A 26,638-nucleotide genomic window follows, 5' to 3' on the forward strand; every position below is an offset into this window, starting at 1 on the left:
TTAGTTTGTCCAGTATTTTTTAACCACAGAGCCGTAACGTACACAGAGGTCAATTCGGGAAGAAAGTATCTTCAACAACCTCGGTATAGGTTGGGGGTACGTTGGGCATAGTCACAGACTATGCCAACAGGCCACTCTTAAAGGGGCTGTCGTTACGCGGTTAATCGCACTAATTGCTGTGTGAAGGCCTTCAGCCAGCGAGTCTTTTTTAATAGATTGAAAAGCGTGATACCCGTTAAGGCGCAGGTAACTCCGGCCAGCACATCGAGTACATAGTGGTGGCTGGTGTACACGGCAGAGAACCAGATGCCCGCCATAATAATAGCAAAGAACCCGTTTATGATGCCTAATCGGTTCCTGAGTCCGTAATACAGGACAATGACCGGGTACGATGAATGCAGCGAAGGCATGGCGGCAAACACATTGGAACTTTTGGCGTAAATGGAGCTAAATACCGAAACACCCAGAAGCTGATCGAAGTGAGCCAGGCCAGCTGTGTTGCCTGGGGTGTGCGGGTGAAACGTAAACCCATACTGCTGCACATACCAGGGCGGAGCCGCCGGATAGATGTAGTAGATGATAAAGCCTATCAGATTGACCAATACGAAAGTCAGCGCGAAAGGGAAAAACTGAGGTCGGTTGGTAAAGAAAAGAAACGTAGCAAAGGCCAGGGGAATCGGCACCCAGGTAAGGTAAAAAAGGCCGGTTACAATGTCGAGCGAATCCATTCGGTGCGCCAGCCAGAACTCGTTAGGTGTTAAGAGCGATTGCCCGTAGGGAATGCCGAACAGTTCCTTTTCCAGCGAATAAAGGGATTCGATATGTACCGGGTTGTACGCATAATTGGGAAACGCTTTCATGTAATCGAAAACGATCCAGTACACGATGAAGATTGAAAAGCCGATGACAAACTTACGGCTCTGTTCGGACGCATAATACAAACCATTCACCAGCCCGATGAGGACGAGTTGATCCGACTTGAATCCAACAAGCTGATAAGAAAGCAACAGATACCCAAGTGATGCCAGACTTAGCGGCAGAATTCGGCTAAGCGTAGTGGGACGCGTAATGTCGGGCTGTTGATGCATAAAAAGAACCGTGGTACAGGGAACGCTAGACCATGATTCGCTCTACGGTAGACTCTCCCGTCAGCGCATTTGTCCCTTCCAACTGAATGTACTTTACGTTGGGCATCCACATGGTGCCTCCTTCGATCCGGAGATAAATCCGCTTTAAAATCACTTTTTTCTGGTTTACATTGGCGTACACATAATAGTCGTTGGTGCCCGATTTAGCCAGATGAAGGGGTAACTTTTTGTAGGAGACAAAACTCAGTTCATACTCTTCGTTCCGCATCGGCCGCGCTTTAACGCCATAGGCAAATGTCCGCTGAATGTAAGAAAGCTCCTTTTGCTGACTTTGCTCCGTATAACGAATCCAGAAAACGTGAACGGGGTCTTCCTTGTCCAGCTTACCATTCTTCAGATTCAGGGCGCAGATAATGGTATTAGGATTAGGGTCCCTCTGGATATAAAATAACTGATTCGGAATGTTTTTGGGTGTTGGAAAAGCGATCACTGCTTTGTCCTGCGTATTTCCCATTGGAGACTCCTTCGCCGACATCGAGTAACCAGCCACGCTGCTGAGCAGTAAAAACGCCACCATGAGTGCCGTGGGTGGAGTCATTGTTTTTTCTTTTTCCTCCAATGCCTTTTTCGAATCAGTCAGTCGATTAAAAGCCGTAATGTTGGTCATAATGGCCATAACCATGAGCGGCAGAGTAAAGATAGACATGGTTTCAAAGACGTGCACCGGAATACCGGGGATGTACAGTTTATAATCTGGACCCAGCAACGGAGCAAAACAGCCGCATGCCAGTGCCGACACACCAATGGTAATGACCCGTTCGGGTCGTTGCATCAGGCCTCCCTTGCATTCAATGCCCAGGCCCTCGGCGCGGGCACGGGTGTAACTCACCATCATGGAGCCAATCAACGCGATGAAGGCAAACAGCGAGCTGAAAAAATAATGGTGGGCAATCAGGTAGTAACAAATGCCCAAGAAAAGAATCAGCTCACTGTAGCGATCCAGCACCGAATCGAAGAGGGCACCGTAGAGCGAACTCATCTTGCCCAACCGGGCCACCTGCCCATCCAGCATATCGAAAAGTCCGGCAAACAGCACCAGCGCCCCCGCCCAGCCTATGTAGCTAAAATCGCCCCGGTTACCCTGCTCAGCCCCATCGATAAAGATCAGGGCCACGCCGATGTTCAGCACCAATCCGATGGTCGTTACCATGTTAGGCGTTAATCCCAGGCGGATCAACAGCCGGACAAACGGGTTGATAAGGGTATAGATACCCAGTTGAAGTTTGGTTCGAAGTGGAAGTGCCTGCTGCATAGTTGGAATGGATTAAAAATCAAGCGTTGCCCGAGCCCGGATGCCCCAAGCCGACACGTTGGGATTATCTAAATAATTGAGCCGTCGAACCAGGTCGATCCGGAAGAATTTCAGCACATTCGCTACCCCCGCACTGGCTTCCAGATAAGGGGTGCTATTGAGTGTGTACGTATAGGGAACACCCTGGGCATCGACGGGAAACTGGTAGAGCGACGGATTTAGTCGCGGGTCATTCTCGCTTCGTAAGCCCCCATAAAGTGCTTTGAACGAGACGGCCTCCCGCCATTTTAACCGTTTAAATAACGGAATCTTGTTAAAGAAGAATCCATTAAACGAATGATCGATACTCATGCTGGCGTAGTGATCACTAACAAATTCCAGAAAATTCATCAGGTTGTACGAGTTCAACTGATACGCGTACGTTTGGTTGGCCCGGTGGATGGTAAGTAGCGGAAACGGCACCTGTCCCAAAATATAGCCACCCTGAAGTGTCACCACAGAATAGCCGAGTTGGGAGAGCCAGAAGCGTTTGCTGGCTATACCCGTAAAGTTCTGGTAGTTATAAGCGCCATTCAAAAGGCCTTTGATACCCGCCGTATAACGCAGCGTAAACACCGGATAACGGCCAACGATGGGTACGCGATAGATCTTTCCCTGAAAAAACTGTTCGTTCGGAGCCCAGCGGGCTTCTACCGAAAACTCGGAGGTGGTTAGTGTTGGCGAGGGGGCGTTGTCTGCATCCCCAACCCGCTTAAATTCCAGACTTCCTGCCGGTGCCTGCTGCCAGTTCTTAAACCCGATGCTGTAGGAAAAATGGTTTTCGAACTCGTGGACATAGTCGATTCGCCAGGTGTCGTTATACAGCCATTTATCATTCACACCCCGTTTAAATGACAGCAGGAAATTATCTTCCTGAACAAACTGAAGCTCCTGACCCGGAATTTTGGTATCACGCTGGAAACTAGCCCGGATGTAATTCTGCGGAAACTGGTAAATCGACTTATTATTAATGGAATAGGTTCCACTCAGAAAGTACTTCCATCGCTGGTCCCTAAACCCATAAGCCGCGTAGGTTTCCGCATAGTACCGTTTGCTCAGCTCCGGCGTGGTTCGCCCGCCAACCCGTAACCGGAAGCCTTCGATTGGGTTGAAACTGTAGAACGTATTGGCTGGTCCAACCTCAAACGGGCCGAAAGATTTGTATCCGGCAAACACGAACGTGAGGGCCTCCATCGTCCGCCGGAAGGAGGGCATTCGTTTCAGACTGTCGATGTTGGTATACACCTTCGATTCGGCCGCGGACAAGGAGTCGTGTCGGTTCGCGTTCCAGAACTCGTCGGGCTGGCTGGCGGCTGCGGCTTCGACTACCTGCGGCTGACCACTGTAGAATGCAGCAGGTTGTGGTTCGTCGGTCTTATAATTTCGATAGGAAAGCGTGCGCTGACCGAAAATCCCGCCCCCTTTGGTTTTGTTGACGCCAAAGTCGGCCAGCAGATCGCTTTTGCTCAGAAAATAACGCCCATCCGTATGCTGTTCAAACTGTAACCGAATCTGCAGATCCCGAACCCAGTTTAAGTTAATCCGGGGATTGACGGACAGGTTGATCTTCTGCACGGCAAAGTTACTATCCAGCGTTACGTACATTTTCCCCTCAAACAGCATATCCGTTGCGTTGCGGGGTACGAAGTTCAGCCCCACAAGCTTCGTCTTGCCAACCACCAGCGTATCGGCCAGATAATACTGGTAAAACGTTGGGGCGCTGTTGGCAATAGGACTCAGGAACTGGTTGGTCATCAGAAAGATCGAATTTGAATAAATATCCACTTTCGAATACATCCGATTCAGGTAAATGCTCAGGCCGTTACTATCAAAATACTGCCCAAAGTCGACCCGCTTATTTCCTTTAACAATGACTTTGTCGGTTGTTGGGCTTTTGCGGAGGAAGTGTTCCGATAGTTTCTCCTCCAGGTAAACAGGCAGCAGAGATTTACCGGGTAGTGTGGTTGTATCGCGATTGTTGAGCAGAAAGCGGTATTTCTGAAAAATCTTTCGTTCTGATATTTTAGTCGAGAGGCTACTGAGCGAAAACTGTAACTTGTCGTATTCCTCGTACGACGCGTAGGCGTAGCTTCCTAGCTGATTCTTCTCTTTATGACTGATCACATTTCGGATCAGCTCGACGGCCGGATTGTTTTTGTTTCGGTAGCGTTCGCGTTTTCCACTCCTGATAACGACTTCATTCAGCAATTGCGAATCCGGCTCCAGCTTGACCGTAACCGTCTGAGTTGTGCCAGGAATAATGGTTTTTGTGACCGACTTATAGCCAATAAATGAGATGACAACTTTGGTAAACGTACCGGATGCCGTTAAGGTATATATGCCCCGCTCATCGGTAGTTGTACCGATGGTTGTACCCGGAAAAACGATATTGGCGAATGGCAGGGGCTTGTTGGTTGGCCCGTCGATAATGGTTCCGGTAACGGTTGTCGTCTGAGCAAATGTTATCGAACTACTCAAAAACAGCAATCCGCTCAGCAGAAGGAGGGATTGACAGAGTGCGTTGCGGAGCGATTGACTCATGACAGGCTGAAGACAAAGTCCTTCTGAAAAAAATAGTTGTAACTCACGCCAATTAAAATGGCTACCATCGTTTTGGCCACCAGATACCGAACATCGAGAAGTTGGGTGACCATAAAGAGTCCGGCTGCGTTAAGGCCTGTATTGCCAAGCCAGACAAGGACAAACCGACCAAACTGCTGACTAACGGGTTGATTACTTTGTGTAAATGTCCATGATTTCGACATGCCAAAATTAACCAGTCCTCCACCAACAGCACCAATAACGCTGGCAGTTAAGTACCAGCAACCCAACCAATTAACACAAACCACCGTCGTCAGGAAATCGAATCCCGAAGCGACCAGCGAGGTTGCCTGTACCTTAAAGAACGTTCTCATAACTTTATAAAATACTCAATGCCAGAGCAGCCCGCAGCAACAAATTCGCGTAGAGCCCGGCCAATAGATCGTCCAGCATAACGCCCCAGCCACCGGGCAGTTTCTCCAGCTTTCGGATGCCGAGGGGCTTGCCAATGTCGAACAATCGAAACAGCAACAGACCCACCAGCAGACTTTTTACGGTTATCGGGATGAACAGCAAAGTCAGACACATACCTGCCAGCTCGTCGATAACAACCCGATAGCTATCCTTACCCCACTCCTCTTCAACCACCGTAGCCGACCAGATACCAACAGCCGTTAAGGCGATGGTAATCAACCCAGATACTAAAAATATATAACCACCGGGCTGGGCCACATCAGGCTGGGCCGCATCAGGCTGGGCTCCGCTCAACATGACCAGGTACCAGACACCGCAGCAGGCAACGGAAGCGACAGTGCCCCCGCCTTTGCGGATGTAGCCGATGCCCAGACCGGTGGCTATCAGTTTATGCATTATCTACACCGCAGGGGCCAAATCCTGGTAATCTTCCAGATCCAGATGAGCAACCAGGTCCTCACCCATCAGGGAACGAAGGGTATTTTCCAGTTTGAACAACTGTCTGAAAATATCGTGTTCTGGCGCGAGTTCGGGAGCCGTCTGGGGCGACTTAAAGTAGAAGGACAGCCACTCCTGAATACCACTCATATCAGCCCGTTTAGCCAGATCTATGAACAGGGCCAGGTCCAGCACTAAAGGCGCGGCCAGAATTGAGTCGCGGCAAAGGAAGTTGATCTTGATCTGCATCTGATACCCCAGCCAGCCGAAAATATCGATGTTGTCCCAGCTTTCTTTATTATCACCGTGAGGGGGATAATAGTTGATCCGAACCTTGTGGTACAACTCTTTGTAGAGTTCAGGATTCTGCTCAGGCTGGAAAATTTCGTCCAGAACGCTCAGCTTCGATACTTCTTTGGTCTTGAAGTTATCCGGATCGTCCAGCACCAGCCCGTCACGATTACCCAGAATGTTGGTTGAGAACCAGCCGGTAACACCCAATGCCCGTGCTTGTAAGCCCGGTGCCAGGATGGTTTTCATTAGTGTTTGACCGGTTTTAAAATCCTTACCGCAAATAGGCGTATTGGTCAGATGAGCCAGTTCGATCAGGGCGGGTATATCGGCCGTCAGGTTAGGCGCTCCGTTCGCAAAAGGAACACCTGATTTGAGGGCAGCATAGGCATACAACATGCTGGGGGCAATGGCAGGGTCATTATTTCTCAACCCTTCTTCAAAGTTGGCCAGACTGGAGTGTACTGCACTTTCCTCCATGTAGATTTCGGTCGAACCGCACCAGATCATCACCAGCCGACTACAGTCGTTTTTGGTTTTGAACTCTTCAATGTCATCGATCAGCGCCTGGGCCAATTCATAGCGTGTAGCGGCTTCTTTGATGTGTGCACCATCCAGATTCTTGACATAATTACGGTCAAAAGCGGCCTTCATAGGCACAATAGCTTCCAGTTCTGCCCGCACCGCATTCAGCAGGCCCGGCTCCAGCACTTTGGCGTTTACCGCTGCCTGATATACGTTGTCGGAGTAGACATCCCAGCCCCCAAAAACCAGATCGTTCAAATCGGCCAAAGGGACAAAATCCTTAATTCTTGGCCGGTTGTTGTCGGCTTTCGACCCCAGCCGGATTGTGCCCATCTGAGTAAGCGATCCAACCGGCTGTGATAAGCCTTTTTTAATCGCTTCAACACCAGCGATCATTGTTGTTGCCACGGCTCCCAACCCTGGAAGCAGGACGCCCAATCTACCATCGGGTTCTGTAGTGTGTTGTTTCATTGAGTTAGTTTTAATGTTTTTACTGGTGCCCTAAGCCATTATGTCAGAAAAGTCAGTAAGCAAACGCACATTTTTTGGAGCTTGATCCAGAGATTTACACGATTTGGTTAGTACATAAACCCTTTTTTATACCATTAAGTATGGCTAAGGGGTAAAGATTTTATGTTATGGTGTAGCTGCTTTGCTCATATCAAAACATTAATCTGTATGTATTTAACAGCACTTTAAAACGTTTGTTTAAATCAATTGAATAAACATGAATAAAGTTCACCCTTTGGCCAGATTTATAGGATTTATGAATTGAACTTATCTAATGGCTTACTCAGGGCGTTTGCACCATAAACGATCGGTAAAACCAAATGGTTTTAACAAAAAAAACTGATCAAGAACTAGTTAGCTGTAAAGCAGAAAGCCCCGATCAGGAACGACCGGGGCTTTCTGCTTTGAGGTATTTTATCAATCAACCGTGAAAGAAATCTTTCATTTTATCGAAAAATCCTTTTTCGTTTTTATTAGGCCTTGGCTGGAAATTGGGAGAATTACGTAGTTTTTCCAGAATGGAACGCTCCTCCGCCGACAGGATTTTGGGTGTCCAGACGTTTACATGAACGAGTTCGTCGCCACGTCCGTAGCCATTGAGTTCCTTAATTCCTTTCCCCTTCAAGCGCAATATTTTACCACTTTGCGTACCCGGTTCCAAGGTGATTCGTGCTTTCCCATCAATGGTTGGCACTTCAACGCTGGTACCAATGGCGGCATCCACGAAGTTGATGTATAGGTCGAAAACGACATTATTGCCGTCCCGTTTCAAATCAGCATCTTCCTCCTCTTCAATAACGATGAGCAGATCGCCTGCTACACCGCCCCGTGGGGGAACGTTGCCTTTTCCGCCTACCGATAGCTGAATACCTTCGGCAACACCAGCCGGAATTTTGATCGGGATAACATCTTCCTGCAACACACGACCTTCGCCAAAGCAGGCATCGCAGCGGTCGGTCACGATCTTGCCCTCGCCATTACAAGTTGGGCAGGTGCTGGTCGAGACCATCTGCCCGAGCATCGTATTTACGACTTTACGCGTCTGCCCGGTTCCGCTACAGGTGGAGCATGTCTGAACAGCGGTTCCATTTTTGGACCCGTTGCCCCCGCAGGTAGTGCAGGTTACATGCCGTTTTACTTTGATTTTCTTCTCAACACCGTTGGCAACTTCCTGCAAATTCAGCTTCAGTTTGATACGCAGGTCAGAACCGCGCCGAACGCGCTGGCGACCACCGCCCCCACCCTGAGCACCCCGGAAGAAACTGCCAAAAGGAGAATCGTCGCCGAAGACGTCGCCAAACTGGCTGAATATATCTTCCATCGTTGGGCCACCGGCACCGTATCCGCCCCCGGCAGCGCCACTCATACCCGCATGGCCGAACTGGTCATACCGGGCTTTTTTCTGTGGGTCGTTCAGGACGTCATATGCCTCGGCCGCTTCCTTGAACTTTTCTTCGGCAGTAGGGTCATCCGGATTTTTGTCGGGGTGGTATTTGATCGCCATCTTCCGATAGGCTTTCTTGAGATCCTCCGCCGAGACGTTCTTGTCAACGCCCAATATTTCGTAATAGTCGCGCTTCGTTGCCATGTATAGTGATGCATGATGCATGCTATAGGATGTATGACACAACCGGGCATACATCCTATAGCATACATCATACATTATTTAGCTTCCTACAATCACTTTTGCAAACCGAATAACTTTGTCATTCAGGTAGTATCCTTTTTCTATTTCGTCAATCACTTTGCCTTTGAGGTCATCGCTGGGTGCCGGAAACTGGGTAACGGACTCGTGCAGATCGGCGTTGAAGGTCTCCCCTTTCGATACCATTGGCTTCAGGCCTTTGCCTTCCAGGGTTTTAAACAATTTATTGTATATCAATGACACGCCTTCTTTCAGAGCAGCTACGTCATTGGTGCTTTCGATGGATTGCATCGCCCGCTCGAAATCGTCGACAACCGGAATCAGTGCCTTCAATACGCCTTCGTTTGCGTTGCTGATCAGGTCAAGCTTTTCCTTGGCCGTACGACGACGAAAATTTTCGAAATCAGCGTATAAACGGAGATATTTATCTTTCAGTTCGGCCAGTTCACTGCCGACTTTGTCGCGGTCGGCCGTTGCCGTTTCAGCCGCAAATTCTTCTGACGACGGAACTGCCTCATTTTCGGCTGGTTCACCACCATTTACCGTCACGGCTTCTTCCTCTGTCACGTTTTCAGTTGTCAGGTTGTCAGGTTGTTGCGAATCGCCGGATGCCTGTTCATCCAAAATGTCTTTATTTTCCATTACTGAGCTTCTATTTCTCTTCCAGAAATTCATAAGCAAAGATGGTCAAAAGACCGACCAAAACCGCATTTCATGACAACTTGACACATCCCTAAAACCATACAAGCTCCTTATCTGGATTTTTCGGATTTGCAGGATTTATATTCGGCTCGTCCCTGTTTTCCACTCGTCGCGCTATTGGTTTGCCAATACGATACGATTGTAAAGGCAACTAGGCATTGACTGACTAACAGATTCTATTTGTATGCACGCACCCGCACATCACTATTCAAAACTGATTAAAGCAAAGGCCGCTGAGCTGGGTTTTGATTTTTGTGGTGTGGCCAAAGCCGATTTTCTGGAAGAGGAGGCCCCGCGACTGGAAACCTGGCTCAAGAATGGGATGCACGGCCAGATGAATTACATGGCCAATCACTTCGACAAACGGCTCGATCCGCGTTTGCTGGTCGATGATGCCAAATCGGTGATAACGGTGCTGCTCAATTATTACCCCGAGCAGAAATTGCCCGAAGGCGATGACGACCTGAAGCTATCCAAATACGCTTACGGAACCGATTATCACTTCGTCATCAAAGACAAGCTGAAAGATTTGCTGACCTACATCCACGACGAAATTGGCGAAGTGGGGGGCCGGGCGTTTGTCGATTCGGCACCGGTTATGGATAAGGCCTGGGCCAAACGCGCTGGTCTTGGCTGGGTTGGGAAACATACCAATCTGATCAATCGGGAGATCGGATCGTTTTTCTTTATCGGCGAACTTATCCTCGACCTCGAACTGGAACCCGATGGACCTATTACCGACTATTGTGGTACCTGCACCCGCTGCATCGATGCCTGCCCGACAGATGCCATTGTTGGGCCGTACGTCGTCGACGGCAGCAAGTGCATTTCGTATTTTACCATTGAGTTAAAAGAGGCCATTCCTGCCGAGGTAAAGGGGCAGTTTAACAACTGGATTTTCGGCTGTGATATCTGTCAGGACGTTTGTCCCTGGAACCGCTTCGCCCGACCGCACCAGACTCCCGCTTTTGATCCGCATCCCGATTTAGCAGCCTTCACCAAGGCCGATTGGGAAGAAATCACGGAAGATGTTTTCCGGGAAATTTTCCGGCGATCGGCGGTTAAACGGACAAAGCTGGACGGGTTGAAACGGAATATTGGTTTCTTGTAGCCTATATGTGCGGCATCGGCGGCCCGGTGTACAGGTTGTTAGTAGACTGGACCGACCGGGCCGCCGATGTGGCAATACAAGGCTATACAAAACCTTTTAATGCCTCCCCTACGCGCCAGACCTCTTCGAAGGTGTTGTACAATGGGGTTGGAGCCAGCCGGATACAATCCGGTTCGCGCCAATCGCCGATGATGCCCTGTTCGGTCAGGTAGGTAAATAATTCTTTTCCCCTTTTGCGCACTAACAGCGACAGTTGACAGCCGCGCTGGTTGGGATCGTCAGGTGTTAGCAATTGAATGTCCGTGAATGGGCTGAGGATGTACTCCAGGTAGCCCGTCAGTTTTTCACTTTTTTGCCTGAGCGCAACGACACCGGCCTCGGCGGTAATGGAAATAGCCGCCCGATGCAGCGATAACGCCAGTATATTGGGCGTACTGATCTGCCAGCCATCGGCACCCGGTGCGGGAAGAAAACCGGGGGTCATTTCGAACCGACGATCTTCCCGGTAGCCCCACCAGCCCGCCAGTCTGGGCAAGTTTTGCTCATGATGCTTCTCGTGTACAAATACGCCCGATACAGCACCGGGTCCACCGTTCAGGTATTTGTAGGAGCACCAGGTGGCGAAATCGACACCCCAGTCGTGCAGCCGCAACGGCACATTCCCAATGGCGTGGGCCAGATCGAAGCCAACCGGGATGCAATGTTGTCTGGCAGTTTCGGCGATAGCGGCCATGTTGTACACCTGACCGGTATAGTAATTAAGTCCGCTCATCCAGATCACGGCCAGCGAATCGGCATGTTCGGCAATGGCGTTCTGGATATCCGTTGTATGAATCAGCAGATCGTCGGGGTGCGGAGCAATTTCGATGATGACTTCTGATGGCTGTAAGCCATGTTGTTTCACATGCGTTTCGAGTGCGTATTGGTCCGATGGAAAATCGCCCTTGATCGTTAGAATCTTATACTTGTTCGCCGTGGGTCTGTAAAACGACGCCAAAAGCAAATGCAGATTGACTGTTAGGGCGTTCATTGGACAGACTTCGGCCGGTGTTGCCCCAACGATTTCCCCCAGCGCCTTCTTGCAGGTGTCATGGTAGCGCAACCAGGGCTGGTCCGTTCCTTCGGGCACTTCAAACCAGCCTTCAACACCCAGATTTTGCCAGATAGACAGCTCCTGTTCAACAGCCGCCCGAGCGGTTTTAGGTTGCAGCCCCAGCGAATTTCCGCAAAGGTAAATTGCCTCCCGGTCGTTATGCCGGGGTATATGGAAACGATCCCGAAACGATCTGAGCGGGTCAGACTGATCGAGTCCTTGTGCGAAAGCGAGTGAATTTTCGTATGTCATGTGATGCAAATCTAACGGATAGGTAAACCTGATGACAAAGATTCACAAATCTCGTCTCATTATCTCCGGTAGTTCCACCGTTTTCCAACCGGAAGGCACATAAGTGGGTCCGTACAAATAAATCGCTTCACAATGAGCTATTCGCTGATTTCCAACCTTCTGACCGGTGCGCTGATGTGTGTCGGTACTGCTCTTTTCGGGCAGTCAAAAAACATTCCGGCCTCATTTCCAACTTATAATCAAATTAGACCGGCCCGTGAAGAAATCATGGATTATGTTCCCGGTCCCGGAAGGCCAGACTATATAAAGCAGAAAATTGTCTTAAACCTGTTTGATTACCCGGCGGGGTCTGTCACCTACATCATCAATGGAAAACCAACAACGGATGAGAAGTCAGCCAAAGAAGTGGTCAATAAAAAAGGGAACTACGTGACCAAAGCGTCCATCAACGGGCCAACTGAAGATGGAAAACGAACGATCTATATTGATTACACATCGAATAAGTAATCCGGCCTCTTCCTAACAAAAACGCCCGAATCTTGCTGGATTCGGGCGTTTTTTATAATGATGCTGATTTTTACTGATGCTCCATACCGCCACCTTTTTTGCAGCAGCTTGGCAGTTTATTGTAACCGGCTTCATCAGCAGCCACGTCTTCGGCATCGTAGCCCGTCTTACTAATGTTGGCTTTCAACTTGGCCACATCCGTTTTGGCTGAGTTGTATTTGATAGTAACCACTTTGGTCTTCACGTCCAGGTCTGCTTCTTTAACGCCTTTTTCGTATGCCAGATTCCGCTCGATTCGGGCTTTGCACATGCCGCAGATGGCCGACGTCTTGATCTTGACTTCTTTGTCCCTGTCATCGCGGGTTGGAACACCAGCGAACAAAGTGCCCATAAGCATCATCGACGTCAGGGCGGTGAGAAACAGGTTACGTAACATAGTTAGCTTGGTTTATAGTGAATTAAAAACGAAAATTTAATAAAAATGGTGCCGTACAGAGCATTTACATGCTCATTTTGTGATTCCTTTGTTTTTGCCCCGAATGACTCATACTCCGCATCGTCATCAGGCTCGGCGACAGGCGAAGGTAAATTTGCCCGGAAATAGGCATCTTACCGTAAACTGTCTGCAAAGACTTATCAGGCATACCAGCCGTCGCCTGCGCGCCAAGCACCAGATCGGAATTGAGTCGCTGAGCAATACGGTAATTCATGCCGAGTGTCAGGTTATTGATTACATAAGCCCGTTGTCCATCGATTTCACTTGGCAACGTAGTACCAAACAGATTCAGTTCTTCGGCCGATTTACTTACATTTTCATACCGGCCATAAAAAGCCACTTTGTTCATCTGAAGGCTGCTTTCGGCCAGGTATGAGTTTTCGCCCGAACCGTCATGGCTGTTACGCCCCCATACAAAAGCCGAGGTTACGTAACTCGCTGGCCCCAGCCCTTTTCTATGCAAAATAGATGCCGTTGTACGGGTGGTATTCTCGCCGGGATGAGCTTCTTCCGGACTGTGCAGAAAACCCTGCGAGAACTGGAACGCCAGTGAGGGCGATGGATTGACCGAAAGTCGGTATGAATAGCTGTCAAATTTGGGAGTGTCGAAGTTATAGCGGTTCTCATCCGGCTCACGTCCTTTGAATGTAGAGGCCTCCAGCTTTGCCCATTTGTACCGAATACCGGCCGTAGCAACGCCAAACAGAATATGGGTCGCATCCTGCCAGTGGTGGCTCAAGGGCGCATCGGGATTGTTGAACGAGGAAATCCGGTGCATAAAGGCGGGAGGCCCCAGCGCCGGTTCGCCGGGGTAGCCCACGTAGCCATACAGGTCAACGTCTTTACTGAAAGCATGGCTGTAACTTACCGAAAGCTCCGAAACCAGATCATGCGGGTGCTGTTTGTCGATCAACGGCTGGCCTTTGTAGGTTTCGCCGGTTTGAAACAACAACGGGTAGCCGCCATTGCCCACCGTCAGCGGATCGAGGGAGATCATGGCCCGCACCTGAAACAGGCCGCGCTGGCCAACTTTACGCTGGGCCATACCCATGAACCAGTTTGGTGCGCCAAATTGCTGCCCTCGCCCCCGACGATCGGCGTTATTGCTATTCTGACTGGTATAGCGCAGGTAAATGGCGTAATGCAGCATATAGCTCCATCCTTTGGGCGACGGCTTGGTCATGTAGGCATACATGGGGGTATTGTCCGGATGCCAGGACGTGCCCGATCCGTTACGATTCATGGGCAGGTTCCGGGATAAAGAATGCGTCATACCAGGCATGGATGCATCCATTGTCAGCCCTTGGTTGAGCATTTTCATATCACCCACGGTACTGTCCATGTTCATACCCTCCTGTTTCGACATATCCATACCCTCATGATGCTGGTGCTGTCCATAGGCCATACCAGCCAGCATACTCAGAGAAAGACTGAAAAGAATCCGATTCATAACGTTGTTGATGTGTTTAAATAATTGCGGCCCGGATTGTGCCCTCCTGTTCCCACAGACATAACACCCGGTCGTTGGCAAATCGGGTTAATTTAGCGTAAGCGCCCGGCCCCAGCGAAACTGGCTGTGCTTGACCGGGACTAATCGCCCAAAGCTGGCCAGCCTGTTGAAAGACGATGTAATCACCTTTTTTGGTCGAAGCGATCTTCGGGTTCTTGCCAGTTGCCCGCTCGACTTCGGGCTGTCCGGGCTGGGCAGTGAAGAGCTTGTCGGCCCGTCGCCAAACAGTCGAAATTTTCCCGTCTGGCCCAATGGATAATCCGCCACCATCCATTGGGCACGCGTTTAGTGTCCAGGTGCCCTCCCCCAGTTTCTCCGCCTTACCAAACGACTGACCACCATTAGTCGATTGCAGCAGGTACATATCCCGCGAGCCATTCACGAAGTTGCGAAACATGAACGCGACGTGCTTTCCCTGACTTACTGCCGATACCTGACAACACTCACAAATGGTCCCATCGGGCGACTGGTACAGTATGGTATTGGCAGACCAGGTACGACCGCCATCCGTTGAGCGAGCCCCGACCAGCTTATTCCGTTTGTTGTCGCGCAGATCAAGCCAAGCGGCATTGTAGGTATCGTTTGGTCCTGCGGTTACGGCAACGAACCCTTCTTTGGCGATGTCGGGGACGTCATTCACGCGAATGCGTTTCTGCCATTTTCCCGTATCTCTGCGTTGGGCGTACGCCCATATATTCCCGGCTTTGTCGAGGGCCGTAATCACCACAGACTGAGCTGTTGAGGCTATTTGTGGACCGCGCGATGCGCCCAGATGCAAACCCGGCAAACTATCTACTTTTACCGTCGTCCCCGCCTGTTCGCCCGTGCGAAACGTTGTGTAATAAAGGACTTCCCCCTGGCCGTACACAATATGGGCGGTGCTGTTTTGATCCATCGCGACCGACGGATGAATCCCCTTGCCGATCTCCGTGCTGGTGATTAGTGCTGGTTTTACGAAGCCAGTGAACAAGAGATAAAGTATAAGTAGAAGATGGGTCATACAAAGAGGTAGGTTAGGAACGTATTTGGGTGATAGGGCCGAAAAAGCGTAGCATAGCTTTTTCGGCCCTATTTGTTAGGCGTTAGCCGACATTGACCGGCACTCCTCGGCACATTTGCGACAAGCTTCCGCACAGGCTTTGCAATGGGCGTGGTGACCCGCATGTTTTTCGCACTCCTCTGCGCAGGCTTCGCATACTTCGGCACATAGCGCCATAAAATCGCGGGAGAACTCAGAGCCCCGGGCATCTAATCGACCGCATAATGTGCAGATATCGGCACAGTCGCGGCAGAGTTTGATACAGGCTGTCATATCATGACCTTTGCTGTCCTGGTCGCCCATTTCCAGGCAGGCCGTTACGCAGCGTTCGCAGGCTTCAGCGCAGTCAAAGCAAGTGTCGGTGTGGCTGTGGTTGTGTTGCGTCATTTCCATAAGCGTTGAACGTAGTTTAAAGGACCACCGTTGGTCTGACAAAATAACTACCTATACCCGATAGGGTTTTTACATAATTAGGGCCAAAGGTTATAACCACACTGTAAATCCTGGTTGTTAACAGCCGGAGCTACCCGTTTAAGTAGCCGTCATATGGCGTCCAGACTTCGTCTTGACACCTCTGCTGCTTTCCTGAACTGGCCCGGCGTTTGGCCGGTTACCTGCCTGAACTGCGTTGACAGGTGCTGAACACTGCTGTACCCTAACCGCCAGGCAATTTCGCTGAGCGTCAGTTCGTCGTACCGCAGCCACTCTTTCACCTTTTCCAGTTTCAGGGCTATGATGTACTTTTCCAGCGTATGTCCTTCACTCGCCGAAAATAACCCACTCAGGTACGAGTACTCATACCCTAACTTCCGCTCCAGAAAGGTCGAAAAGTTCTCCGAAGGTTGCCGCTCCCCTTTCAGGTGCTGGATTTCGTTAATGAGCAGTACTTTCATGTGTTCTACCAGCGACTGTTTTTTATCATCGATCAGATCGAACCCATTCATCTGCAGCGTTTGCCGAATCATGTCGAGGGATACAGATTCCGGCAAGGCGTCAATGTCTACTTCGCCGAGTTCTACCCGGTTGACGGTCAGCCCCAGTTTTTCGAGTTCTTCACGTACAACCCGCTTGCAACGGTCGCACACCATATTCCGAATGATCAGTGTCATTAGTTCACAGGTTTAAATCGGAAACCCACGTAAATCATGCGTCCGGTAACAGGTCCCCACGCCCGCCCGGCGGCATCGAAATCCGGCCCATACGGGTTATCAGCCGCAAAAATGGGGTTCAACTGACGGAAACCGGTCAGGTTTTCGCCACCCAGATAAATTTCCCACCCGCTCCTGAATCCCCGGCTCAGCTGCGCATTCAGGTTGTAGAAACCCGGCGAGAACTCTTCCGGAGCATTGACACCAAATGGATGCTGGTGGCCTTCCCGCATGTAATGAATCCGGCGGGGGCCATTCCATTGGAGGGTTGCGTCAAATTTCCATTTATCAAATGGCAGGGCGTAGCCTACATTGAGCAGTACCCGCTCGCGTGGCACCATCATTCGGGGTAAGAGTACCGTATCTCCAGCGGGTAAAGCGGTGCTTTGCTGGGTATCGAAGAGCCGGTACGCAAGCTTCAGATCGAAGCGTTTGGCAGGCTGAACGTTCAATTCTGCCTGAAAACTGTTGGCATACGACTTCCCGTGGTGGTATTCATCCCGCAGATTGTAGAAATACAACAGCGATGAATTCTCGACATTAACAACTAGCTGGTTCTGAAAATCCGTCCGGTAGTAGTCCAGCACCAGCGTTGCTTTCATGCCCAGCAGCAATAAATCTTTCGTCACGCTCAATCCGTAATTCCACGATACTTCCGGCTTGAGCGGCCCTAAATTCCAGTTCTGAAACGGCCCGGCATTTCTGTTTTCGTACATGAATACCGACCGCGAACTTACCAGAAAGCCCATATTTTCGCTTAGCGGATTGGCGACCCGGAAGCCCCTTCCCGCCGAGGCTCGCACTGCCAGTCCCTCATTAATAGTGTACTTCAAGTGCGCCCGCGGAGTAAATTGGGCACCAAACAGATTGTGGTAATCGAAGCGGCCACCCACGACAAGAATCAGTTTTTCGGGATACGTATAGGTGTACTCCGCGAATGCGCCCGGCACAGACTCTGTCCGTTTTGTGTGTAAACTGCCTAACGATTCGTGATAATCATCCAGCAAATAACTGATCCCCGCTTTATAGGCATGGTTGGTATTCCCGATGATGTTCTGGTAGATCAGATTGGCGTAAAACGTGCGCTGCTGGCCGCTATAAGGCCGAAAGCCAAGGCGGGCGGTCTGGTCGTGGTGGAGGCCGTTCAAAATGAGACCCAGTCCCTGATACGGTTTGTTCGGATAAAGGATCGCTGTTTTTGAGAAGAATTCAACCCGTTTGGTTGTGTTCCCATATTGGTAACGCCCTACACCCCGGGGGGTGTCGAACGAGGACAGCTGACCACCGTCGCGGTCTTCGTAAAGGGCTTTCACCCCAAACTGGGCCATGAACCGATCGCTGCTGTATTTATATCGGTTAATGGCATTGACCTGTGTGTAAAGCGGCAAATCCCGGAATCCGTCGTTATTCTGGTCAATCTCATTCCGAAGGGTACTGGCATGACCCAACAGACCCATACTCCACTTTTTGCTCAGTGGTTTCGACCAGTTGACATTGCCTTCCAAACGCCCGAAACTGTTAGCATAGCCGTTCAGAAAAAGCGTTTGTTTGTCGTCCGGCTTTTGCAGTTCGACGTTCATCTGGCCACTCATGGATTCATAGCCGTTCACTACCGAACCGGCCCCTTTGCCGACGTCGATGCTCGTAATCCAGGTACCCGGAATGTAATTCAGACCGAAGGTGGTTGCCAGTCCGCGAACGGTTGGAATATTCTCGACATTGGTTTGAACGTACTGGCCACCCAGACCCAAAAACTGAATCTGTTTGGCCCCGGTAACGGCATCGCTATACGAAACGCTGACGGAAGCATTGGTTTCAAAGCTTTCAGACAGGTTGCAGCAGGCGGCTTTGGCCAAGGTTCGCTGGTTGATAAACTCCGTTTGTATGGGGTTAATTCGGTCGATCTGCCCTGGTGCGCCGGATACAGTCACCTCCTGTAAGGTACGCTCGGAGCGTAACGTTACGGATAGTTCTTCGGAAGGATTCGTAATGGCCAGCGTATCGGGCTGATAGCCAACGTAACTGATAATCAATTGCGCGGAGGCAGCCGATACAGGCATCTGGAATCGACCCTCGGCATCGGTTACCGTTCCCGCTGTGGTGCCCGCCCACAGCACGGTTGCGCCCACGAGTGGCACACGTTTGTTATTAACCACTTCGGCAACGTTTCCGCGAATGGTTGCTTTGGGAAGTAAAGTTGAATCGGATTGTGCTAAGGCTGAATCGCACAGAGCCAGCCCGCCCATAAACAGGACAAGCCCTAAATAAAGGAATCGCATGATGTTGCTGATTATGAACAGAAATCACTACAGACCCGCATCAGGATGAAACGGGCAAACAGCATACCAATCAACAAATCAAATGAGGAGACTACGAACGAGTGTAATAATGTCGCGCCCGGAGAGAGAGGGCGGAGACGCAAAGGAAGAAATGGATGTACTGCTTTCGGCAAAGACGACGTCAATAATCCATACTAGAACGGCGGCAACACCGGCTACAACCGTTTCAGCAATGATTTTAACAAACTTGGCAACGAACTGACTCAGCGACGACGAAACATCGATGTTTTCGAACCGCTGGTCGTCCTGGCAGCACTCGGTCTTTTTCACAACCGTTTGCTGCGAGGGCATCGGCCGATTATCGGTAGCGCAACTCGGCTGGGTTTTCATCTCGCTAAACGCAACAACTACCGTCTTCTTCTTTCCACGCATCTGACACGAATGTTCAACCAGACCGAAACCGGTACTGCTGAGCAGTACGACACAGGCCATGAGGAGGTTGAACAATTGGAACAGAGAGCGTTTCATACGGGGACAAATATCTATACCGAACAGATTCAACGCAAGTAATTGGCGCTGAAAGTCAATAATTTCGTACAAACAGAAGGCCATTCTGTAAAGAGTGGCCTTCTGTCGGGTATATTAAACGGATTCGGGTTCGGGACTCAGCACCTCACTGAGTGGACGCAGATTTCGTTTTTCTTCCTCATTATACGGGAATATCTCCAGAATCTTCGTGGTGTTGACATCCGTGATCTCAAACGGGTCCAGTGCCGATTTCAGGCTTGCCTCCACCCGCTCGTAAGCCTGTTTTGGATTTTCGCCGTTGACGAGCATCACGCTGGGCGTTTTTTTCTGCTTACCCGTCTTCTCATCGTCTGTGATAAACATGGCTTTCACCTTATACCATACTTCGCCACCGTCTTCGATGTGGAACACATCGGCCAGTTTCATACGCGAGATGTTCGTAATCTCAAAGTCGGGCGTGTTGGCGGCAATCTCCTGATAAAGCCTGCCTTCGGCATCCGTATAACTAACGGCATCAACCAGATAAGCCTCCGTTACCGTTTTTTGCTTGATAAACTCCTCATTTCGACTACCGACGTTCGAGTCGTCGATGGGCTGCTGATAGCGGATTTTTCCGAGAAACCAGTTAGGCATTTTAACGAATTTTAGTACAATCTTATAACTGAAAAATGGGCACAAAGGTGCCGAAAATTAGTGAAGAATGAAGCGTTGAACGGTAAGAATTAGCGTTGAATAAGCCAACTGCTTTTCAGTCACCTTTCACCATTCTTCACTAATTTTTTATTCTTTTTTACTTGCCCGATTGGCTTGTTTGATGGTTTGCTCGATCGAGTCCCATTGGTCGGTCGTGACCTGTTCCAGGTGGCTGAACTCGCCTGCCATGAGTACTTCACCCCCATCGATGGTAATGCTTTCCCCGGTGATATAACCCGAGAAATCGGACAACAGGAATGCAGCCAGATTTGCCAGTTCGCCGTGTTCGCCAACGCGATGCAGGGGAATGCGGCTGGTGGGGTCCATCATGCTGGCCAGTGGCTCGGGAAAGAGCCGATCCCATGCGCCCTTCGTTGGAAAAGGACCGGGCGCAATGGCATTCAGACGAATACCATACTTACCCCACTCGGCCGCCAGCGATTTGGTCATAATGAGCGCACCGCCCTTGGCCACGGCCGACGGCACCACATAACCCGACCCCGTAGTAGCGTAGGTCGTGGATATGTTCAGTACCGTACCGGGAATCTTGTTTTCGATCCAGTATTTGCCCACGGCCAGTGTGAAGTAATAGGTGCCGCGCAGTACGATATCAACAATGGTATCGAAGGCCTTGTACGACAACCGCTCCGTAGGGCTGATGAAGTTACCCGCCGAGTTGTTGAGCAGCCCGTCGATCCGACCAAACGTGTCAATTGTCCGGGCAATCACGTTCTCAATCTCGGTGGTATTCCGAACGTCGCAGGCTACGGCAAGCACCTGCCCGTTGGTCTCCGCCATCAGTTCCTTAGCCGTCTCGTCGATGACGTTCTGGCGTCGGCTGCAAATGGTTACGTTGGCCCCCAGTTGGAGGAGATACCGGCTGATGGATTTACCAAGGCCTGTACCGCCCCCGGTCACAATAATGGTCTTCCCTTTTAGCGCATCGTCGCGCAGCATCCCGCTTACATTCATGGTTTTGCGTTTGGTACTCCCTAATATCCTTTGTTTATTTTCTTGTTAAACTCGGCCTTGCGCTTTTCTACTGTGGCCTGCATGGCTTCGCTGAAATCGCTGGACTGTAACTGGCTTGAATTCCAGACGGCTACGTATTGCAGGCCATCCTCGATGGATTTATTGAGACTGTAATTCAGCACCTGCTTGGCTCCCTGAACAGCGGTGGCCGGGTTGTCGGCAATTTGCCGGGCCAGCGTGGCAGCCGCTTCAAAAAGCTGGTCGGGCGTTTCGTATACATGATTGACCAGCCCAATGCGTTCGGCAAAGGCTGCGTCGTAATCGGCTCCCGTGAAGGCCATTTCGCGGGTGAAGCCCTGCCCGATAATGGTCGGCAGAAATTGCAGACCGCCAATGTCCGGCGTAATGGCCAGTTTGGCCTCCCGCAAACTGAACCGGGCGTCCCGTGAGCAAAGCCGGATGTCGGCCGCAGCAATCATGTTGACCCCGCCCCCGATGCACCAGCCATGAACGGCGGCAATGACCGGTTTCGGCGATTCATGCATTTTCTGGAAACCCAGCTGCATCTGCCGGATTTGGGCCATCAGATCAACCCGCTGGTGGGCCAGCACCGTACCCGTGGTCATAGACCCCAATCGGGGCATCATCCGCGCAATGTTGAGGCCGTAGCTGAAATGATCGCCACTACCCCGAAAAACAATACATCGAACGTCGGGCATTCGGTTTAATTCATCCATCGCCAGGGGCAGTTCTTCCCAAAACTCCGGCCCCATCGCATTTCCTTTGCCGGGCCCGAGCAGTGCAACGGTCATCACACCCTCGACCTGCTCGAATGATAAAGACTCATACGTTCTATTCATGGACATTAGTATGCAAGCATACGATTTTTGTAAAGGTAATGGAATTACTAAATGCAACGCAATTTGATCGATAGAAGGGTAAGTAACCTGAAAATTTTAGGCACAGGAATCAGCCGGTCATCCGAATGGAATAAGGCCCGGTGAAGTTAAGTTTACCGGCCAGCCGGACGTTTTTTACGGTAATCGTTCGGTCGACGGTGAGGGTATGACCTGCGTTAACTTTAACGTATTCCGTGTCTAATGGTACCCGCCCGATGGACCAAACGCTCCGGTCCTGCCAGTTGCCCGAGGCTATCGTTTCAATGGTATTCGAGAATAACGACACGGTCGAAAATTCCCTGAAAAGCAGCGAGCCCGTAGTTGCACTATCCACCCCAAACCAATCCGTCAGGATATCGCTATACACACGCCGAAAGTCGATCTGCATGCCAATATCCTTGTTGCCGTACGTGCCGATCAGATTAGACAGGTCCGGGTTGCTGCCAACTGTCTGATGCTTAACTTCGGTACCAAAGACAAACATAGGTGCAGCTACGCCATGATCTGTTCCCGCCGAAGCGTTGGCATTAGCCCTGCGTCCAAACTCGGAAAACGTCATCCCAACGACCCGGTTGGCCGTTCCCTGCATTTCCAGATCCCGCTGAAACGAAGCCAGCGCAGCCGATAATTTACTCAGCAGGGAAGCGTGCTCACCCATCGTGGTATCGGTAGGATCTACCTGCGCCGAGTGCGTATCAAATCCATTCATCGACACAAAATAGACCTTGGTTTTCAATCCGCCATGAATCAGCCGGGCCACAATTTTCAGTTGTTCGGCCAGCGAGTTCGTCGTGCTGGGTTCGGGATAAGTAGCCAGATTTTTCCCGGCATCGGCAGCTTTTTTAATTTTTTCGGCGTAGCCAACGGCCAGATTTTGCTGCTTTCGGATAAACGATAGCAGGGCTCCTGTATCCCCCGGCAAAGGCTCTTGGGGCGAAACCGGATCATTGATGCCAACCAGGGCGTAAAAGTTATCTGGGTCGTTGAGGGCAATGGCCATCGACTGTTGGCTACCGAGTAACGCGGTAGAGGTAGTGTACCCGATCTGAATAGCCAGCGGATCGTCCATGAGGGCATTTGGGTAGCTGTTCGGGAAACCCGGAAAGCGATTTTCCAGATACCGGCCCGCCCAGCCGGAAGTAGCGGTTTGGCTGGCATCGACACCTGTCATCCAGATGTCCGTGGAGCGGGCGTGCGACATATCGGGGTTCGGGTACGAAACCGAATGCACAATCGTCAGCTTGCCCTCATTGTACAGGTTTCGCATCCCGCTCATAGCCGGATGAAAACCCGTTACCGGGTTGCCGTCAAGAGCCAGAATTCGATGTTGCGGCAGGGCGATGTTGCTTCGGAGGCCCGTATAAGCCGACAGTTGATCGAGCGGCAGTACTGTGTTCAACCCGTCGTTGCCGCCATTGAGGTACACCATAACCAGCACCCGGTCTGTATTCAGAGCCGATGTTTGCAGTAGAGACTGGACCAATGCCGACTGCCGACTCATGGCTTTCAGGCCAAATCCATTGAGCATAATCGGGAGCATACTGGCTGATGCCGCCGAAAGAAAGTCCCTTCGATTCATTGGAAACGGGGGTTCGAAACTAATGTTATCATATCTGGCAGCGCTATTTAAAAAACCTGGTACTCCGCCATACGAAGCATATACCGCATCAGATTACGTAACCGCCACAGCACGCCAAACTGACTCACGCTATCCGTTGGCTGTCGCCGATAGGCGTTCCATTCGTAGAGCCAATCGGTGCGGGGTACGCCCTGCATCAGGATGGTATCAATTAAAAAATCGGTTTGGGCCGGGCTGAGCTCAACGGCAAACAGGTTTTCCTGCAGCCGTGCCAATACATCGACACAGGTAATGGCTGGCGTCCCGATAACGTCCGAAAAATTAGGCTGGCTCGCCCTCATCCAGGCCAGTAAGTCGATACCCAGTGTGTATCCCGGCTTAATTTCCAACCACCGCCAGATGTAGGCATCGGTCAGGTTTCCCCGCAAACCAATGGTCGTGGTATTGATCCAGAGTCGGGTAAGGCCGGTTTGGTAATAAGCGTCGTACCCCAGCACGGCAGGCTGATCAATAAGCCCCATCTGCATGTCGTTCATTTGATAGAACACAAATTCGAAGTATTTTCGGAAAGCCACCGAGTCCGTGACCATATCTGGAACCGGCTGACTGAAAAACCGCATACTTCCCAGGATCAGCTCTGCCGGTGATTTCACAAACGTGCCGATATTGACCGTATCAAAAAATACCTGGCTCGTCAGCAGTTTTTCAACAACCGGTTGAATGGCAAAATTATTGGCCGGGCTGGCAAAGAAATCGGCAAGTGGGCCGATAACATTGGTTTCGATGGCGGGCGTCACGATCGGGTTGACGTACCAGCGGTATAGTTTTCGACAAATAAACCGGGGACACTGCGGATGCTGCAGCAGCATGGCAACGAGGTCGTTCAGCTCCGCATCGCCCGCTGAGTCGCCGTTGGATGCGGATTCCGCCCGGCCTTGTATAACGGTATTGTTGTAGTGAGCCGAAAAGGATTTATTGGCTGCGTCGTGGAGGCTGCTGGTAAACGTAGTCGAGATACTTGTTGAGCCGATCGCATTCTGGTTTGTATGCCCCCAGCCCGTCAACACTCTGGCAGCGGCTTTCACGTCATCTTCGGTATAATTCATCGCCCCATCCGAATCCACAGCACCTACAGTAAACAGCTCCTGAAGTTCGCGTGCGTAGTTTTCATTCGGCCTACCAACCTGATTCTGGTCGCCGTTCAGGTACGCCAGCATAGCCGGCTCCTTGGTCATCCCAATTACAAGTGCTTGAAAATTGCCCAGTGCATTGGCTCGGATAAACTGAATATACTGGTAAATGAATCGATAATCGCCCACAACGGTCCGGGTTACAACGAAGTGATTCTGCCAGAAAAGGGACAGTTTTTCAAGTAAACCCGGTGCTGTGCCCGATGCAGTCATCAGCGCCAGCCACCAGTACCGTACGCACTGGCCGAGTTCATAATTACGGTCAGGATCAAAAGGTAATGCCATAAACGGCTGGCCAGAGGTTGCTTTCGTTTCGTTGAGATCAACCGGTGGCGGTACCGCAAAGTGACTGTTTCCAATCAGTCGTGCAACCGCTTCCTGAGCGGTCAAGCCCGTGAAATCCCGTATTTCAGCGGGTGTTGGCCCAAAAGTAGCCCGACGCAACAGGTGGGCAGCTGTTGTGACGGTAAGTACGGTCGTGTATGGGGATAGGAACGCCATTCCAGCCTGTTAATTCCAATGGAGATGAAAAAGAAGAACACCGCAGCGAACTATTTGAGTAACGTATGGCGTAATGGCCACAGAAACCACTGAATCTCCGTATACAAAAAATGGGCCGCTTTTCGGTTCTATCCGCTTATGCACTTCGATACCCTCGCCCTCCGCGCTACCCATCAGCCTGACACGGCAACCGGGGCAGTAACCCCACCCATTCACCTGTCAACCACGTTTGCCCGTAACGAGGCCAATGAACTGGCTGGCGACTTTACCTACACCCGGCCAAATAACCCTACCCGCGAAGCACTGGAGAAAGCGATTGCGCTACTCGAAGGCGGAGCGACGAGTATGGCGTTTAGCTCCGGCCAGGCAGCTACCATGACGCTTTTTCAGGCACTCCGCCCCGGCGACCATGTGCTTCTCTCAACCGACGCGTACTATGGCACACCCGCCCTGCTCGAACAGGTATTTCACCCCTGGGGACTGACCTACACCCGCGTCGACATGACCGACCTCGATACCGTTGAGTCGTCCATTCACGAAAATACCCGGATAGTATGGTGTGAAACACCCTCCAATCCGATGCTGACCATAACAGATTTGTTGACAGTAAGTCGGCTGGCGCACGAAGCCGGGGCGCTTTGTGTGTGCGACAACACCTGGGCAACACCGGTACTGCAACACCCTCTCGACCTCAATTGCGATATTGTGATGCACTCGACCACCAAGTATTTCAGTGGCCATTCCGATGTGCTGGGCGGAGCGCTGGTCTTTAAACGAAATGATGAATTTGCGCAGCGTGTGCGACTATTGCAGGGACTTTCGGGAGCGGTGCCTTCGCCGTTCGACTGCTGGCTGGTGAGCCGGGGACTTAAAACACTGGGCGTTCGGGTGAGGGCGCAAAGTCTGACGGCCCAGGCCGTAGCCGATTTCCTGGATGGGCACCCGGCCGTGGAGAAAGTCCATTACCCAGGTTTACCCACCCATCCCGACCGGGCACTGATTCAGCAGCAAATGAACGGGCCGGGTGCTATGCTGTCGGTTCAGGTGAAAGGCGGGACCGATGAAGCCATTGCGTTTATTGGCCGGCTGAAGCTATTCACCCGCGCAACCAGCCTCGGCGGGGTAGAGAGTTTGATTGAACACCGGGCCAGTGTAGAAGGGCCGACTTCCGCCACACCCAAAAATCTGCTCCGTCTCTCCATTGGCCTCGAACATCCCGAGGACTTGATCAACGATCTGGCTCAGGCATTATCATTTTAACCGGAAACACGCCACT

General features: G+C 51.0%; 24 protein-coding genes. 3 read left to right on the top strand and 21 right to left on the bottom strand.

Annotated elements, in window-relative coordinates:
- Positions 1-152 precede the first annotated feature (152 nt).
- The 8 genes from ACYVJM_RS03860 to ACYVJM_RS03895 form a co-directional block, all read right to left on the bottom strand.
- Positions 153-1,088, bottom strand: a complete 936-nt coding sequence (locus ACYVJM_RS03860) for a phosphatase PAP2 family protein (protein ID WP_461146884.1) — start codon at positions 1,086-1,088, stop codon at positions 153-155.
- Positions 1,089-1,113: 25 nt separating this feature from the next.
- A complete protein-coding gene (locus ACYVJM_RS03865) occupies positions 1,114-2,400 on the bottom strand; it encodes a DUF4833 domain-containing protein (protein WP_461146885.1) in 1,287 nt (428 codons plus the stop codon).
- A 12-nt stretch (positions 2,401-2,412) separates the two neighbouring features.
- Complete coding sequence (locus ACYVJM_RS03870; RefSeq protein WP_461146886.1) at positions 2,413-4,980, bottom strand: DUF5686 and carboxypeptidase-like regulatory domain-containing protein; 2,568 nt, start codon at positions 4,978-4,980, stop codon at positions 2,413-2,415.
- Positions 4,977-5,354, bottom strand: coding sequence for a GtrA family protein (locus tag ACYVJM_RS03875; protein WP_461146887.1), 378 nt, complete (start codon positions 5,352-5,354; stop codon positions 4,977-4,979). Before ACYVJM_RS03875 ends, ACYVJM_RS03870 begins: the two co-directional genes overlap by 4 nt.
- Positions 5,355-5,358: 4 nt before the next feature.
- A complete protein-coding gene (locus ACYVJM_RS03880; protein ID WP_461146888.1) occupies positions 5,359-5,850 on the bottom strand; it encodes a phosphatidylglycerophosphatase A family protein in 492 nt (163 codons plus the stop codon).
- A gap of 3 nt (positions 5,851-5,853) precedes the next feature.
- On the bottom strand, positions 5,854-7,179 hold the full coding sequence (locus tag ACYVJM_RS03885) for an inositol-3-phosphate synthase (protein WP_461146889.1): 1,326 nt from the start codon (positions 7,177-7,179) through the stop codon (positions 5,854-5,856).
- A 460-nt stretch (positions 7,180-7,639) separates the two neighbouring features.
- Complete coding sequence (gene dnaJ, locus ACYVJM_RS03890; protein ID WP_461146890.1) at positions 7,640-8,806, bottom strand: molecular chaperone DnaJ; 1,167 nt, start codon at positions 8,804-8,806, stop codon at positions 7,640-7,642.
- Positions 8,807-8,884: 78 nt separating this feature from the next.
- A complete protein-coding gene (locus tag ACYVJM_RS03895) occupies positions 8,885-9,505 on the bottom strand; it encodes a nucleotide exchange factor GrpE (RefSeq protein WP_461146891.1) in 621 nt (206 codons plus the stop codon).
- Between the two features lie 244 nt (positions 9,506-9,749).
- Between ACYVJM_RS03895 and queG the strand changes: the two genes are divergently transcribed.
- Positions 9,750-10,676: a tRNA epoxyqueuosine(34) reductase QueG gene (gene queG, locus ACYVJM_RS03900; protein WP_461146892.1), complete on the top strand. Its 927-nt coding sequence runs from the start codon at positions 9,750-9,752 to the stop codon at positions 10,674-10,676.
- Between the two features lie 82 nt (positions 10,677-10,758).
- Here queG and kynU read toward each other — a convergent pair whose 3' ends face one another.
- A complete protein-coding gene (kynU, locus tag ACYVJM_RS03905) occupies positions 10,759-12,021 on the bottom strand; it encodes a kynureninase (protein ID WP_461146893.1) in 1,263 nt (420 codons plus the stop codon).
- 132 nt (positions 12,022-12,153) lie between these two features.
- On the opposite strand from kynU, the gene ACYVJM_RS03910 reads away from it, so the two are divergent.
- Complete coding sequence (locus ACYVJM_RS03910; protein WP_461146894.1) at positions 12,154-12,528, top strand: hypothetical protein; 375 nt, start codon at positions 12,154-12,156, stop codon at positions 12,526-12,528.
- 70 nt (positions 12,529-12,598) lie between these two features.
- Here ACYVJM_RS03910 and ACYVJM_RS03915 read toward each other — a convergent pair whose 3' ends face one another.
- The 12 genes from ACYVJM_RS03915 to ACYVJM_RS03970 all read right to left on the bottom strand — a co-directional run bounded on the left by ACYVJM_RS03915 (position 12,599) and on the right by ACYVJM_RS03970 (position 25,362).
- Positions 12,599-12,964 carry a heavy-metal-associated domain-containing protein gene (locus ACYVJM_RS03915; RefSeq protein WP_461146895.1) on the bottom strand — a complete coding sequence of 122 codons (366 nt, stop codon included), beginning with the start codon at positions 12,962-12,964 and terminating at the stop codon, positions 12,599-12,601.
- A 64-nt stretch (positions 12,965-13,028) separates the two neighbouring features.
- The gene (locus ACYVJM_RS03920; RefSeq protein WP_461146896.1) at positions 13,029-14,474 is read right to left on the bottom strand and encodes a hypothetical protein; all 1,446 of its coding nucleotides are present in this window, start codon (positions 14,472-14,474) and stop codon (positions 13,029-13,031) included.
- A gap of 16 nt (positions 14,475-14,490) precedes the next feature.
- Positions 14,491-15,534, bottom strand: coding sequence for a sialidase family protein (locus tag ACYVJM_RS03925; RefSeq protein WP_461146897.1), 1,044 nt, complete (start codon positions 15,532-15,534; stop codon positions 14,491-14,493).
- A gap of 75 nt (positions 15,535-15,609) precedes the next feature.
- Positions 15,610-15,966 carry a four-helix bundle copper-binding protein gene (locus tag ACYVJM_RS03930; protein WP_461146898.1) on the bottom strand — a complete coding sequence of 119 codons (357 nt, stop codon included), beginning with the start codon at positions 15,964-15,966 and terminating at the stop codon, positions 15,610-15,612.
- A 149-nt stretch (positions 15,967-16,115) separates the two neighbouring features.
- Positions 16,116-16,682 (bottom strand): AraC family transcriptional regulator, encoded by a 567-nt coding sequence (locus ACYVJM_RS03935; RefSeq protein ID WP_461146899.1) that lies wholly within the window; start codon positions 16,680-16,682, stop codon positions 16,116-16,118.
- A complete protein-coding gene (locus ACYVJM_RS03940) occupies positions 16,682-19,000 on the bottom strand; it encodes a TonB-dependent receptor (protein WP_461146900.1) in 2,319 nt (772 codons plus the stop codon). The genes ACYVJM_RS03935 and ACYVJM_RS03940 overlap by 1 nt, the downstream gene beginning before the upstream one ends.
- A gap of 78 nt (positions 19,001-19,078) precedes the next feature.
- Positions 19,079-19,528: an HYC_CC_PP family protein gene (locus ACYVJM_RS03945; protein ID WP_461146901.1), complete on the bottom strand. Its 450-nt coding sequence runs from the start codon at positions 19,526-19,528 to the stop codon at positions 19,079-19,081.
- A 114-nt stretch (positions 19,529-19,642) separates the two neighbouring features.
- Positions 19,643-20,161, bottom strand: coding sequence for a DUF4494 domain-containing protein (locus ACYVJM_RS03950; protein WP_461146902.1), 519 nt, complete (start codon positions 20,159-20,161; stop codon positions 19,643-19,645).
- Between the two features lie 147 nt (positions 20,162-20,308).
- Entirely contained in the window at positions 20,309-21,193 is an 885-nt protein-coding gene (locus ACYVJM_RS03955; protein ID WP_461146903.1) for an SDR family oxidoreductase, read from the bottom strand.
- Between the two features lie 20 nt (positions 21,194-21,213).
- Positions 21,214-22,053 (bottom strand): crotonase/enoyl-CoA hydratase family protein, encoded by an 840-nt coding sequence (locus ACYVJM_RS03960; RefSeq protein ID WP_461146904.1) that lies wholly within the window; start codon positions 22,051-22,053, stop codon positions 21,214-21,216.
- A gap of 109 nt (positions 22,054-22,162) precedes the next feature.
- Positions 22,163-23,671 (bottom strand): DUF1501 domain-containing protein, encoded by a 1,509-nt coding sequence (locus ACYVJM_RS03965; RefSeq protein WP_461146905.1) that lies wholly within the window; start codon positions 23,669-23,671, stop codon positions 22,163-22,165.
- Positions 23,672-23,718: 47 nt separating this feature from the next.
- Positions 23,719-25,362, bottom strand: a complete 1,644-nt coding sequence (locus ACYVJM_RS03970) for a DUF1800 domain-containing protein (protein WP_461146906.1) — start codon at positions 25,360-25,362, stop codon at positions 23,719-23,721.
- 138 nt (positions 25,363-25,500) lie between these two features.
- Between ACYVJM_RS03970 and ACYVJM_RS03975 the strand changes: the two genes are divergently transcribed.
- A complete protein-coding gene (locus ACYVJM_RS03975) occupies positions 25,501-26,622 on the top strand; it encodes a trans-sulfuration enzyme family protein (protein WP_461146907.1) in 1,122 nt (373 codons plus the stop codon).
- Positions 26,623-26,638 lie beyond the last annotated feature (16 nt).

This window comes from Spirosoma pulveris (assembly GCF_054781875.1).